10 protein-coding genes are annotated in these 14,544 nt (G+C 38.7%); 3 read left to right on the plus strand and 7 right to left on the minus strand.

What is annotated here, in order from left to right; genetic code table 11:
- Window positions 1–541: 541 nt before the first annotated feature.
- Both porV and porU read right to left on the minus strand, forming a co-directional pair.
- Window positions 542–1,705, minus strand: coding sequence for a type IX secretion system outer membrane channel protein PorV (porV, locus tag N0B48_RS07385; RefSeq protein ID WP_259837911.1), 1,164 nt, complete (start codon window positions 1,703–1,705; stop codon window positions 542–544).
- 60 nt (window positions 1,706–1,765) lie between these two features.
- Window positions 1,766–5,668, minus strand: a complete 3,903-nt coding sequence (gene porU / locus N0B48_RS07390) for a type IX secretion system sortase PorU (protein ID WP_259837912.1) — start codon at window positions 5,666–5,668, stop codon at window positions 1,766–1,768.
- A 164-nt stretch (window positions 5,669–5,832) separates the two neighbouring features.
- On the opposite strand from porU, the gene gldJ reads away from it, so the two are divergent.
- On the plus strand, window positions 5,833–7,434 hold the full coding sequence (gldJ, locus tag N0B48_RS07395; protein ID WP_259837913.1) for a gliding motility lipoprotein GldJ: 1,602 nt from the start codon (window positions 5,833–5,835) through the stop codon (window positions 7,432–7,434).
- A 62-nt stretch (window positions 7,435–7,496) separates the two neighbouring features.
- Entirely contained in the window at window positions 7,497–8,768 is a 1,272-nt protein-coding gene (locus tag N0B48_RS07400) for a UDP-N-acetylmuramoyl-tripeptide--D-alanyl-D-alanine ligase (protein WP_259837914.1), read from the plus strand.
- On the opposite strand, the gene N0B48_RS07405 is transcribed toward N0B48_RS07400, so the two are convergent.
- Window positions 8,761–9,372: an NUDIX hydrolase gene (locus tag N0B48_RS07405; protein WP_259837915.1), complete on the minus strand. Its 612-nt coding sequence runs from the start codon at window positions 9,370–9,372 to the stop codon at window positions 8,761–8,763. The two genes, N0B48_RS07400 and N0B48_RS07405, sit on opposite strands and share 8 nt — an antisense overlap.
- Before the next feature lie 40 nt (window positions 9,373–9,412).
- Between N0B48_RS07405 and N0B48_RS07410 the strand changes: the two genes are divergently transcribed.
- A complete protein-coding gene (locus N0B48_RS07410) occupies window positions 9,413–9,802 on the plus strand; it encodes an SRPBCC family protein (RefSeq protein ID WP_259837916.1) in 390 nt (129 codons plus the stop codon).
- Between the two features lie 258 nt (window positions 9,803–10,060).
- On the opposite strand, the gene N0B48_RS07415 is transcribed toward N0B48_RS07410, so the two are convergent.
- From N0B48_RS07415 to mdlD, 4 genes are all read right to left on the minus strand, one after another.
- The gene (locus N0B48_RS07415; RefSeq protein ID WP_259837917.1) at window positions 10,061–11,104 is read right to left on the minus strand and encodes an anhydro-N-acetylmuramic acid kinase; all 1,044 of its coding nucleotides are present in this window, start codon (window positions 11,102–11,104) and stop codon (window positions 10,061–10,063) included.
- A 1-nt stretch (window position 11,105) separates the two neighbouring features.
- Window positions 11,106–11,702, minus strand: a complete 597-nt coding sequence (lptC, locus tag N0B48_RS07420) for an LPS export ABC transporter periplasmic protein LptC (RefSeq protein ID WP_259837919.1) — start codon at window positions 11,700–11,702, stop codon at window positions 11,106–11,108.
- Between the two features lies 1 nt (window position 11,703).
- The gene (bamG, locus tag N0B48_RS07425) at window positions 11,704–13,026 is read right to left on the minus strand and encodes a BamG family beta-barrel-assembly machinery protein (protein ID WP_259837921.1); all 1,323 of its coding nucleotides are present in this window, start codon (window positions 13,024–13,026) and stop codon (window positions 11,704–11,706) included.
- 194 nt (window positions 13,027–13,220) lie between these two features.
- The gene (gene mdlD, locus N0B48_RS07430) at window positions 13,221–14,540 is read right to left on the minus strand and encodes an NAD(P)-dependent benzaldehyde dehydrogenase MdlD (protein ID WP_259837922.1); all 1,320 of its coding nucleotides are present in this window, start codon (window positions 14,538–14,540) and stop codon (window positions 13,221–13,223) included.
- Window positions 14,541–14,544 lie beyond the last annotated feature (4 nt).

A 14,544-nucleotide genomic window follows, 5' to 3' on the forward strand; every position in this document is an offset into this window, starting at 1 on the left:
GCAAACTTATATATTATATTTCTGTAATCATTTGTCAATTGTCAATTTGGGGAGTGGGATTACGGGGTACGAAACATGAAGTGAGGGATTAAATATAGATGTGAATGGTGAATTTTGCTTCGCAAGTGAATGGTGAATGATAGAATCAAGATTTCAGATGTCAGATGTCAGACACCAGATACAAGACATCAGATTGAGATTATGAAATGGAAATGATGAATTTATAAAGGAAAGTAGAAAATTCACGGTGAAACAAATTGACAACGCAGCTGATTGACGGTTATTGTAAATGGTGAATTCTGCTTCGCAAGTGAATGGTGAATGATAGAATCAAGATTTCAGATTTCAGATGTCAGATGTCAGACACAAGATACAAGACATCAGATTGAGATTATGAAATGGAAATGATGAATTTTAAAGGAAAGTAGAAAATTCACGGTGAAGCCAATTGACAGCGCAGCTGATTGACAATTCACCCATTATTTTTTTACAAAAAAAAGCCCCATAAAAATGAGGCTTTTGATTTGAGGTATAAAATATCTTAATTCTCTACGTTAGATGTTTCATCACCGATGTTCCAGGTAAGACCGAAACGAATGGTGTTATCCAAAGCAGTATTGATTTTTGACATATTGATCAGATAAGAAATATCAAGTCCGAAAGAACGGTATTTCAATCCGATACCTGCTGTAGCGAACTGTCTTGCTCCCTGCTCTTCGCTTTCGTGGAAGTAACCTGTTCTTATTGCAAATGCATTGTCATAAGAATATTCCAAAGCACCACTCATCATGATAGAGTTTTTGTTTTTGAAAGATTTTCCGATACCGGCGATAGGGCCTACATTCGGAATTGCATATCTAGGCTGTCTTGTGTTAGGATCTATACCTACATATTCAGATCCCGGAACCAAAATCTTAGAACCTTCAACGCTAATACCGATCTTGTTCATGTCATCCAAATACATATCGTACCCAAGTCCCAATCTTGCCATGGTAGGCAGGTAAGATCTGGATTCTTCATTTCCGGTATAATCTAATTTCGGACCTAAGTTCTGAACCGCAAAACCTGCGTTCACTTTTCCGTCATATCCTCCGAAACTTGAAAATCTTGGAGAAGTATAGTATCCTGAAACGTCTACTGCAAAAGAGTTCGCAGCTTTAAGCGTAGTATCTGTGTTGAAACCTCCGGCTAAATCTGAACGAATAAATCTACCGGTAACGGCCATGGAGTATGAATCAGAAAGTTTCAGACCGTAAGCAACGTCAATGGAGAATTCGTTAGGCTTTGATGTACCCATAGAAGTTACCTCTGAACCTACTAATTGAGTAAGGTCTACTTCACCCATGTTGAAATAATAAATACTGGCAGAGATCGTAGATCTTTCTTCCTGTCCTAAAAATTTATGGAATGCACCGTATAGTAAAAATACATCATTGGTAAGTTTCCCCATGTATGGTGTATAGTTAAGACCTACGGAAGAACTTGTTCTGCTAAAAGGATATTTTGCCGCATTCCAGAATTGTGAAAATGCATCCGGTGAAGTTACCACCCCTTGGTCTCCCATACCTCCAGATCTTGCATCTGGTGCAATTCTTAGAAAAGGAGCTCCGGTCAATACTGGATTTATCTTACTTAAATCTTGCGAATAGCCTAAAAAACCAGCACTTAAACCAAATCCCAAAAGCAGTTTAGTAGTTAAATTCATATGTTGTCTTTTATATATTATCAGTTTTTTATAAATATTATTATCTATGTATTATTTAATTTATTTCAAAAGTACCATTTTTTCTACAGCTGTAGCACTTCCTTTGCATTTTTCTTGATTTTGACTTTTTGCAAATATCTTAAAAATATACGTACCTTTTGCAACAGTTGCCCCAAAATCGTCTCTTCCGTCCCATTCTATTGCCTGACGTGGCGTTCTAAAGCCCTGTAGGAACGGTTCTGCGACTACCGCCTGAGATAATGTTCTTACTAATTTTCCTGTAATTGTATAGATTTGAACATTCACATCCAAAATATCATCACAGTTATGTTCAAACTGCACGTACGTTTTATTGGTAAACGGATTCGGCCAGTTGAGCGGTCTGTTAATGATAAGGTGCTGATCAGCTTCATCCTTAACCTCAAAGTTTAACGTAGCACTTGTCGAATTATTGTTTATGTCCCAAACTTTAAATGTTAATTGATGTTGTCCTATTGCCAGGTTTCTGAAAGGGTAGGTTACATTTCCTTTCTGGTAGTCGGCAAGGCTTGGGCTCAGACATCCGTTTCCTTCACCGGAAGCAAAGAAGTCATTCAGAACAACGGTATTGATAATCTGCCCGTCCAGATAAACGGTAATATCATGACCTACACCGGATCCTGTAGAGTTGATCCCGGTATCATCTGTAACACATGCCAAAAGCATTGGGTTTTGATTAGTGATTCCACCGTCCGCAAAGTTTGTATTGTTCATATACAGTTTTACTTTTGGAGGCTCGCTGTCATTAATTCCGTTCGGGTTGATATCTCCCACCTGTACTGGCTGATTGTTAAATACATCCGTTCCTTTGTTGTCGGCATATCCAAGGATTCTTCCCTGTCCTACCGCGTAGTTGATATCCTTAGGAACATAGAATTCTACGGTAAATACTCCGTTTACAGCCATTCCGGAAGCTTTTACGATAGCACTTCCTTCTTCTGTGTAGTCCATTGTGGCAGGAACTAGAGTTCCGTCGTTATTCAGTGTCTTTTTATTTAATCTCTTATCAAAAATGTGGATGGAAACTCTTCCGTTGAAAGTAGTATTCACTGTTCCGTTAGGATTGTTGATGTGTCCTTTTACTTTAATAAAGTCCAATCCTCTGATCAGTCCCGGAACCGGAGATTCAATACCATCGATCACAAGATTTCTTTGAGGTCTGCTCAGCTTCATTGCCGGATCTCCAAGGAAATTTACTTTCAGGTGGTCAATATTGGCTCCCTTTTGTTTTTTAGCAATTAAATGAGCATATCCTAACGTTTCAAAATCATCATTGGTCAGTTTGAAAATACTCTTTGTATAGGTATCTGTAAAGAGACGTCCGTAATCTACCCCGATGGCACGGCTGGATGTGATCATCGCAGATGCGCCTCCCTGTTTTAGTTTAATGAATTGTTCTCCTGCAGAAGAAGTACCCGGCTCATCCCACAATGTAAATTCACAGGTAATGGTAGATACAAAAGGAAATCTGCTGTATACATTGGAGAAGTTGTTGGAATTTTGGATCTCCGTACTGGTCAGTACTCTTTCCTGTGCCCATCCGTTGATCCCTCCATGTCCGAAATAGAAAAGATAAAGACTGTTTCCGATATCATTGGAAATAGCCTGAGTCACCTGTGGATATCTCTGTCCTCCGGCAGTACTTTGCGCAGGGAAGGCATCTAAGTATAGTTTTCTTACGTTGTATTCTTTCAGTTCCAGTTGTCCCGGTTGTTCAAAAACACTGGCAAGGGTAGCATTCATCACATTATGGAAAGGACTTCCTCCATCCTGGTCATCATCCACTACGAAATCCAGCTTCATACGCCATTCGCCAAAAGGGGAAGACTGTCCCGGAAGTGCATTATAATAGGCTAGGGTTTTGTTCATCATATCTCCTGCTTCCGTCACATTGGCTGCAGGGATTCTTCCCACCGGAATATCCGGAAGGTTGTTTTCAATGAAAGCCGTAGTCTGAGGTTGCGTCATGACAATATAGTCATCCGTTACATAAGATCCTACAAAGTCTGCAGACTGCTCACTTTCGTAGCTGGTCACAATATTGGAATTCCCGGATATTCTATTTTTATAATCAAATGAAGCGTCTCCCAGAATAAATACATATTTAAGTCTTCCGCCGGTGTTGAGTTTGGTTACAAAATCTCTGATGGCAGTAAGATCCCTGCTTCCGCTTCCAAATTCATTGTAAATTTTAGTCGGATCTACGATTTCTACCGTATAATTGTTTTTCGTCTGGTGATAGCTGGCGAGTCTCTGTGCCTGTCCCATCATCTCGGGAACAGTAAGAATCAGGTAGTCTACATTCTGAAGAGCAGAAAGATTCTGATTGGCAATTCTTTCTACAAACTGAGGGTTAAAAGCCGCATCAGCCCGGAAAGCGACGAACTCATTATTAAAGCTAGGGTCAGCAGCAATATAACCGAAATTAAAACTTCCTGCACCTGCTTTATTTATTCTTCTGTTGGCATTGGTAATGTCAGTCACATCCCATACCTGTTCAAGGTTGGTTGCATTGGAAACACCAAATCCGTAATTTGTATTGGATCCGCTGGCGATAGAGAAATCCCTGAAGCTCATTTGAGAACCATTGAAGGCTAGATTATCCTTGTACTGCACTTCAGCGTAATCGAAGTAGAAAGCTCCGTTAGGATTTGTAGAAATATTGGGAGCATAATTAATGGTGATCTGATTTCCGTTCAGATTAGATATCGTACCGTCGTATTTCAGCTGGTAAAAATCATACACGTATGTTGATGTATTAGCAGGAACAGCCAACGGAGGTGTCGGGTTCAGGTTATTGATCTTAAATTGCACGCTGTTCTGCTGTGCTCTGTAGCCCACAACCTGAGTTCTGTACCTGATGACATCACCAGCCTGAATAGGTGATCCAGTAGTAAAGGTGACCGCTTTATCCGTTGTGAATGGCGCATCTTCCACCCAGATTCTTCCTACCTTTAAAAGGTTTTTCTGGTCGTTATTGACCACCTGGTAATTATCATATCTGGTAATTAAATTTCCTGCCGGAAGATTGGCATCTACAGGCTGTACTCTTTTACCGGGACCTTTATCGAAATTAATAAAGTAGTATGAAAAATCTTCGTAAATATTTTTAAGGTTGTTACTCGTATCCGTTCTGGTATCGGTTCTTTTATAACCGCTTCCGTTGGCATGATCGTACAGATTGTATCCGTTGGGACCCTGAGCATAAAACAATGCATAGTCTCCGTCATTCCACACATTATCTTCTTCTCCTACAACCTGGATTGCATTTTCCTGAAGCGCGCTGTATTTTGTATCCTGATTGTGTTCGGGAAGCATGACCCCTCCATTTCCGTAAATTCTGAAGTTTTTCGGATTTACAGAAGCAGGATTGATCCCGTTATCTTTTAAAAACTGTGCTGTAATTTTAAATATACCGGATCTGTCTACTTTTATTTTATAAAAACCGCCACTCGAAAGAGGGTTGTTTGTCGTTCCCACTTTGTTTCCATTTCCTGATCTATTGTTGGGAGCTGAAGTTTCAGAAATGTTAAATGAAGAAAGTCTAAGGACACGTCCTTTTACATTTTTAAATAAAGAGACGCTGATGCTCGCATACCTTTCTCCCTCCAGTGTATAATACGCAACATCCGCCACTTCAAATTCAGGCAGTCTTCCTTTGTCAAGATCATAGAGATCTTTATTCGAAACACTTTCCCAGGCGAGATCCGAAACTTTCAGTTGCTTTTCTCCTATTTTTTGTTTGGTGATGATAAAAACGTTATTTTGGCTGAACGAAAAACCTTCATTTTTGAAATTTGGAAGATTTAATTTTGTGTCACCAAAATCCAGGATTTTTGAGCCTTCCCATTCTATGGCTTTTCTCTGGGCCCAAAGTGTTGATACAAAAGAGAATAGTAATAAAAAGGTGATTTTTTGTTTCATGTCTGTTATTGAAATTTCCGAATTACAAATAAAATGAAAATTTTAGAATTAAATTGTGATACAATAAAATTAATTTGTTAACGTTTTTCAAAAAAATCAAATGTTTACTTGATTTATTGAATAATTTATTTTTTCTTTGTACTTTGAAAATATTTATATCGACTATGAAAAAACTAAAGTTGTTTTCATTAATAGCATTAAGTTCTACACTTGCATTAACCAGCTGTGGCGGATCCGGGACCAGCAAAGGAGGCGGTACTAAAAAATTTGTCAGCAAGACGGGTTGGAAACCAAACGAAAAACAAGGTTGGTTTTTTGCAGGAAAGCAACAAAAACAGAAGGGGTGGCCAGGAATGGTATATGTAGAAGGTGGAACTTTTACAATGGGATTAGTGAAAGATGATGTTATGCATGATTGGAATAACACACCGCGCAGAATGCAGGTGAGTTCATTCTTTATCGGAGAAACAGAAATTACTAACTACGAATACCGCGAATACCTTACATGGTTGAAGTACGTATTTCCACCTAGTGATCCTAGCTTCAAGGAGATCTATAACGGCGCTTTGCCAGATACTCTTTTATGGGATAATAAACTCGCTAGAAACGATTATAATGAAACATATCTGCGCTCGCCAGAATTCGATTACTACCCGGTAGTAGGAGTTTCCTGGACTCAGGCAAACAGATATTGTGAATGGCTTACAGACAGAGCAAATGAAAAAGCTTTGATGCAGGCCGGAGTTATTGCTAAAGATTTGTATATCAACGAATCCAATAACCAGGGAGGAACAGCATTCAACATGGATAAATTCAAAGCGAATGATCCGGAAATGCAGGGATATATCAACGAGAAAAGAATGCAGCAAAAATCTGGTATGAAAACAACCAACCAGAGACTTCTTTCTGCAAACAGAGCTCCAAACTCTTCAATGGTTCAGAAGTTCAGACTTCCTACCGAAGTAGAATGGGAATATGCAGCTCTTGGTATGGCTAAAAACAGAGAATATAACCAATACAAAGGTAAGAAACCTGAGATCGAAAGATTAAGAGGTACCAAAGGAAGAGACAAAGGAATGTTCCTTGAAAACTTCAAAATGGGTACAGGTGACTATTCAGGTATTGCAGGATGGAAAAACGACGGATCTGCTCAAACTGCAGATGTAAGACAATACCCATCTAACGATCTTGGAATCTACGGTATGTACGGAAACGTTTCTGAATGGACGGCTGATGTTTACAGACCTATCATCGATGAAGATTTCAGTGATTTCAATTACTACAGAGGGAACATGCCTCAGGCTGTTGTAAGAAACGGTGACGGAACTTACAAAATGATCGACGAAGGAACTATCAAGTATGATACGTTAGCCGACGGAAGATTAGTGTACAGAGGGCTTCCAGGACAGTTTGAAAGAGAAACTATCGCTGACTACAGAAACTACAGAGATGGAGACAGACAGTCTTCTTTAGAATACTACAGAGCTTCAGACTCAGCCGCTGCTTATGATATGTACAACTCTCCTCAAAAGAGATTTGTAGTAGATGCAGGAGGCAGAGTGAAAATGATGAAAGATACTAAAGACAGAACTTCAGCTATGTCGAACGACGTAAGAGTTGTAAAAGGTGGTTCTTGGCAGGATACAGCATATTGGCTGGATCCGGGACAAAGAAGATACAAAAACCAGGGCAAAGCTTACGGATGGATTGGCTTCCGTGTTGCACAGGATGCTAGAGCTAGCGACAAGAGCAGAACTAGAAGATAATATTATCAAAATACTTATAAAAAACCTTCCGGATTTCCGGAAGGTTTTTTTATTTTTGAACTATGAATATAGAACAGTTTTATCCTTTATTTTTAAAGTCAGATAAAGTAACGATCGACAGCAGAAAAGTCGGGAAGAATGATATTTTCTTTGCCTTTTCAGGTGATAATTTCAATGCTGCAACCCTAGCAGAAAAAGCCGCTGACGATGGTGCTCTGGCCTCGATCGTAGAGCAGCCGGAATTTGAAAATAAAGACCGAAACATTTTCTATGTTCCGTCTACCCTTGAATTTCTGCAGCAGCTTGCCGTTTACCACAGAAATAAGCTTAATATTCCAATCATTGGACTGACCGGCAGCAATGGAAAGACCACTACCAAAGAGATCGTCCATGCAGTACTTTCGGAGAAATTCAATGTACAATATACCTACGGAAATTTAAATAATCACATCGGAGTTCCACTCACGATTCTTTCCATTAAACCGGAACATGAAATGGCGGTTATCGAAATGGGCGCCAATCATCAGAAGGAAATAGAACTTCTCTGTACCATTTCCCAGCCTGATTTCGGATATATTACCAATTTTGGGAAAGCCCATCTGGAAGGCTTCGGAGGATTTGAAGGCGTGATAAAAGGTAAATCTGAATTGTATGATTATCTAAAAAGCAATAACAGAACTATTGTCGTCAATGAGAATGATCCAGTTCAGGCAGAGAAAACTCAAAAATATAGTCCAAAAATTACCTTTGGAAAAGAGAATTCAGATTATCAGTTCGGACTGTTCTCAGAAGAGCATTTTGTAGGCCTTGAATTTAAGGGAGTAAAAGCAGTGTCAAAACTGACCGGAGAATATAATTTTACCAATCTGTGTGCGGCAGCCAGCCTTGGTCTTCATTTTGGCATTAGCTTCGAAAAAATAAAACATGCCGTTGAAAACTATACGCCAACCAATATGCGTTCGCAGGTGGTGAAAAAAGAGGGGAGAACATTAGTACTCGATACCTACAATGCCAATCCAAGCTCGATGGCGGCTTCTCTGCATAACTTTGTTACGTTCGAAGGCAGCAAGACCATTATTATAGGAGATATGCTTGAATTGGGTACAGAGAGCGAGAAAGAACATCAGAACATCTTAGATCTTGCTCTTGAATTGAATTTTGACCAGATTATTACTGTAGGAAAACATTTTAAAACCGTCAATCCTTCAGCATTGTCTTTTGACAATACTGCAGAACTGATAGAATATCTTCAGCAGAATAAAATCCAGTCTGAAAATATCCTGTTAAAAGGGTCAAGAGGAATTGCTCTTGAAAAATCGATAGACTTTATTTAAGCTTCAGATTCCAGAAATCGTTTACAATAAGTTTGATATTCTGGAAAGTGCTTGGGAAAACTTCATCCTCAATCTGGGCGGTGTTTTTCCAGGCTACTTCAGTGATGCCCTCCTCGATTTGCGGTTTCGAGGTATCTTCACCATTGAAGTTCATTTCAAACCAATGCGTGCATTTAAGGATCTTTTCGCCGTTTCTTTCGATATAAATATGATAAGTCGTATTGATGAATTTTACAAGCTCAACGTCTTTGAGACCGGTTTCCTCCTCAATCTCTCTTATGGCAGATTCCTCGCGGGATTCCCCTTTTTCCATCTTACCTTTCGGCAGATCCCATTTGCCTAAACGTTTGATAAAAAGAAGCTCTCCCTGAGGATTGCTCACAAGGCCTCCCGCAGCTTCTATGATTCTGAAAAGTTTTTCAAACTCCTTCCAGATCTCTTCAATATTCTCACCGAAAACATTCAGTTCTTTTACAGAAGTGTTTTCCAAAATATCCAATGCCATCTCTAAAGTTGTGAAACTTTCGTACCTAAGTTCTTTTTCAAGATGCTCGGGATGCTTAGACACCAATAATTTTTTTTCGTTCACAAAAACTTTATACATATATTTGTAAGAATTAAGAATTTAAATACAAAAATAAAAAATGAATTTAGAAGGACGAAAGATTATTGTCAATAAATCATCTAAAGAATTGTCTGAAATATTGAAATCGCCTGAAAACTATAAAGATTTTATGCCGGACGGTCTTCAGAAATTCGAAACAAGAGACAACGGATTCAAATTCGGTCTTCAGGGAATGCCTGAAATTGCTTTGAAAATAGATGAAGTGACGGAGCAGAAAGCTGTTTTGAAGTCAGCAAGCTCAAGTCTGGATTTTACATTAACGGCCGCTTTAAACCCTGTTAATGATACTCAGACTGAAGTTCAGATGCTTTTTGAAGGAAAGTTTAATCCTTTTATCAAAATGATGGTAGAAAAGCCACTTCAAAACTTTATCAATACACTCACCGATAAGATCGAAGTTTACAAATAAATAGGAGTCCTGAATTTTCAGGACTTTTTTATTGCTGTATGGGATGTGGGTTTGAGAGTTTGAGAGTTTGAGAGTTTCGGGGTACGTGATGCGAGATACGGGTTGGAGAGTCGGAGAGTTTTGGGTTGGAGAGTTTGAGGGTTTGAGAGTATATGGGTGTGAAACCGGTTGGTGATAATTAAGCTAACGAGTTATTGTCTAATGTCTGATGTCTCATGTCTGAAATCTCATGTCTGAAATCTGATGTCTGATTTAAAATCAACAAATTAACCCCGAGCTATGATCTGCTGTGCTTCCGGTGGCAGAAGCCAGTACATTGATTTCATTATTAAACCTTAGAACACCCATAAAGGCGAAGATCAGTGCTTCTTTAAAATCAATGATCTCCTTTTCCGGAATAATGATTGCAGATTCTGTTTTTTCTCTGATTTTTTCAATCAGGAAAGTATTGTAAGTGCCTCCTCCAGTGAAGAGGATGTTTTGTAAATTGTTTTTATTAATGACCTCTGAAATCTGATGAGCGACATGTTCAGTAAAAGTCGCCATAGCATTTACTGTTTCAATGTTCTCCAATAACGGGAAAATATGTTCACAGCACCATTCAATGCCTAATGATTTGGGATGTGACCGGCTGTAGAACTCAATAGAATTAAGCTTTGTTAAAAGATCTTGATCAATCGCACCTTTTCTCGCCAGGTCACCATTTTCGTCAAAATTTTTATTGAATTTCTGCGCAAGCCTGTTCAGTACAATATTAACCGGGGCAATATCAAATGCTATTCTTTTACCATCCTGTTTTAAGGAGATATTGGAAAACCCACCTAAGTTGAGGCATGCATCATATTCAGAAAAGAGCAATTCATCTCCGATAGGGACTAAAGGCGCCCCGTTTCCTCCCATCAAAACATCCTGACTTCTGAAATCATAAATAACAGGAGAACCTGTCTGTACTTTTATGGCTCTTCCGTCTCCGATCTGTAGCGTAAACTTTCTTTGGGGCTGATGAAAAACCGTATGCCCATGGGAAGCAATCAGATCAATATGTTCAAGTTGATTGTTGTCAATGAATTCTCTGACCTTTTCACCAAGATAAAAGCCGTATTCAGCATGAAGTTCCAGTAATTCTTCTGGAGATAAATGAATGGAGTTTCTGAGCTTTTCTTCCCAGTTTTCAGGATAGGGAAGGGTTTCTGCTTTAAGGATCTGAAAATTCCAGTCGTTCTGTTTCTCAAAAGCGGCAAAACATATATCCAGACCGTCCAGACTGGTTCCGGACATCAGCCCAATAGCCTGAAACCTCATATTACTGTGGTGTTTTTTTTTCTTCTAGTCTTTTTGTACTGAAGTCTCCGGAATTATTGAAGAAAGTATATTCCGAGAAATCATCTTTAGCGGTCATTCCATTGGCGCCTACAAGGGTAGAGCCGTCTTCCATGGTAACGTATACCGTGTCTTTGGTGTAGATTCTGTTCTTTCTTTGATCCCAATAAATGCTTTGCATGGCAAAACGCTGTCCTTCATTGGTCGTGATCCTTACATCACCTTTTGCTTCGTAGAATTTTTTATATTCAAAAATACGGGCGTATTTGGCTGTAATTTTACCTGGGACTTTAGGTTTCTTTTTATCGAAAAACTCGATGTTGATTCCTTTTCTGGCCACTACATAAGGACTGTCGATCAATTCATATTTTTCAATGATCGGAGCTTTGGCCTTTAATGAGATAAACCCGGAATCCCTCTGGATAATATTGGCATTATTGATGATCTGTGAAGGGAAGTTCTTGCTTTTACTTCCGTTGGCCTTGGTAAGGTCCTCCTCGCAGGATGTCAGTATAAAAAATATAGCACAACTAAAAAGGCATGCTATATTTTTATATGATATTTTTATTGAAAAATTCATTTTAGTTGTAAAGAGTCTTTCTGAACCATCTGTCAGCAAAATTGAAACCGATTCTCAGGTTGATATAATTCTGATTGATCAGGTCGTTTTTAAGAGTTCCTCTTTTTCCTAGTTCTACACCTACTTCAAGACCACTCATTCTGGTGATACTGCTTGTTTTGAATGGAAGCATTACCCCGGCAGAGATTCCAAATTTATTGATGCTGTTGCCATCTATCTTAAGGTTTCCTCTTTCATAAAACGCTCCATATCTGTAGATCACTCTTGAGAAATAATTTCTGAAGTTGTTGTAATTCGGCAGGTACCATCCTCCGGCAGAGATTCTGTACGTATCCTGGAAGTCAAAAGTCTTTCCGAAATAAGAAATATCTTCTCCTTTTTTATAGTCAAGCTGTCCTGAAACAAACCATTGGTTTTCGCTTCCGTAACCTACCCCTAAGGATGCCTGTAATGGAAGAAGGTTTTTAGAACTCGTCGTTTTCTTTTCTATAACAGTTTCCATAGCCTTAACACTTTCAGCAGCATCAGAATATCTGTAGGTACTGTTGGTATAGTCAGTAGTCATGTTACTGGTATTTCCAAAGGTAGCAGTTGCCCCGATGGTCAATTTTTTGTCAGTACGTGTATTCAGACTCTGGTAGCTTCCACCCAGGGTGAAGTTAAAGTTTTTAATACTGTTTTTGGTTTCGTAACCGTTGATGTATTCAGCATTTGCAACACCGTTTTTATCATAAGATTTAAGCTCATTCAGGTCGTAAAGATTTCCAAAATATAAATTGGCTCTCAAACCTACAGCAAAATTCTGGTCGATTTTATAAGAAACGGCTGCCTGTGCAGTGTTTAGAGTTCCACTTCCTTTAAAACGATTGGTATAATATCCTCCCTCAGAGTTGTTGGGGTCGGTAGTATTATAGTTTTTGGAGTTTAGAATATCATAGCTTTTAGAGCTGTATGGCTGATAGGAAATCCCCATTTTTACCTTTGGCGACAAAGGAAAGGCTATTGCAATATTAGAAAGATACGTAGAATGTTTGGTAGACTTCGTATCGTTGTAATTAGTTTTGAAGTAATTGTTTTCGTTGGTAGCTTCCAGTCTGATACTTGTAAGCTCGAAATTAGAGTTATTCGCAGGGTTTGCGAAATTGAAGCTGCTCGTGAAATCACTGATATAAGCAGTAGATATACCACCCATAGAGGCAGTTTCAATAGTATTATCATATTTTACATCTCCAATTCCATAAGTTGCATACGGAGAGTTACTTATACTCTGTGCATTTAGGAAGTATCCAACTGATATGAATGATACCGCAAAGATTTTTTTCATTCTTTATTTTTAAAACAATGCGCAAATATCTTAAATATTAATGAATTGTAAAAATTATAAGTGGTTAAAGTTTGTTAAGGGCCTATCTTTAAAAGAAAAATGCAATTTTTCACGAATAAAAATAGCAATTCTATTATAAGGAAAAGACCATTCATATGCGGTGAATGGTCCTTTTTAAGTCTTAAATAGGTAAATTATTTTACCTGAAGTACAGATCTGCTGTGACTGAAATTTTCAAAACTGAACTTTCCGTGGTATTTTCCCATTCCGGAAGTTCCGACACCTCCAAATGGTAAATAATGAGATCCCACATGAATGATGGTACTGTTGATTTCTGCATCACCACTTGTTGTACGGTTCAGTACATCGTCTGCAAATTCCTGATTTTCCGAGAAAACATATAGAGCTAATGGTTTAGGTCTGCTGTTTATTTCTTCCAGAGCTGCATCAATATCGGTATATGTCAGTATCGGTAGGATAGGACCGAAAATCTCTTGTTGCATCACCTGATCATTCCAAGTCACCTGATCCATAAGAGTGGCTTCAAAATGACGGGTTTCAAGGTCGTAGTTTCCACCATAGATTACCTTTTCAGGAGCAGCTTCCAGATAACCTGCAAGATGTTTAATCTGATTCTGGTTGACAATTTTTCCTATTTTCCCTAATGACCCATCCTTATAAGTGGCATTTAAATAGGCTTTAAATTTTTCAACAAAGAGATCCTTGACAGACTCATGAATGTAAATATAATCCGGAGCAACGCAAGTTTGTCCGCAATTGATCCATTTTCCGTAGGAAATTCTAGCAACCGCCTTATCCAGATCTGCATCATGATGAACAATCGTAGGTGATTTTCCTCCCAGTTCCAGCGTTAATGGAATAAGTTGTTCAGCAGCAGCTTTCATAACGATTTTTCCAACATTTGGACTTCCAGTAAAGAAAATATAATCAAAAGGAAGGCTGAGCAATAAAGTATTCTCCTCAATGGCCCCCTGAACTACCGCAACATACGATTCGTCAAAGGATGCTTTAACAATATCTTCCAGAACTTTAGCTACGTGAGGCGTATTTTCAGATGGTTTAATGATGGCTGTATTCCCTGCAATCAATGCGCCGGTAAGTGGACTGAATGTCAGTTGAACCGGATAATTGAAAGGGCCTATGATATAATTCACGCCATAAGGTTCATATATTATTTTGCTCACCACTTCCGCACCGGATGGATGCGGTTTGGATTCTACCGGAGTGGGTTTTGCCCATTCGTCTATATTTTCCAGCAAATAGTCGAGTTCACTCATGACAATTTGAATTTCCACATATTCGGCTTCCTTTCTGCTTTTCCCTAAATCAATATCCAAAGCCTCACAAAGAGCATCGGTATGAGCTGAAAACACTTCACGGAATTTTCGTAGCTGTGCTTTTCTGAATTCAATATCTTTAGTCTGATGGGTTTTGAAAAACGCCTTCTGTTGCTGGAATACGTCTCTTATTTTTTGTTCCGATTCTTTATTCATTTTA

Origin of the sequence: Chryseobacterium herbae (assembly GCF_025154075.1) — a bacterium.
Taxonomy (GTDB): Bacteria; Bacteroidota; Bacteroidia; order Flavobacteriales; family Weeksellaceae; genus Chryseobacterium; species Chryseobacterium herbae.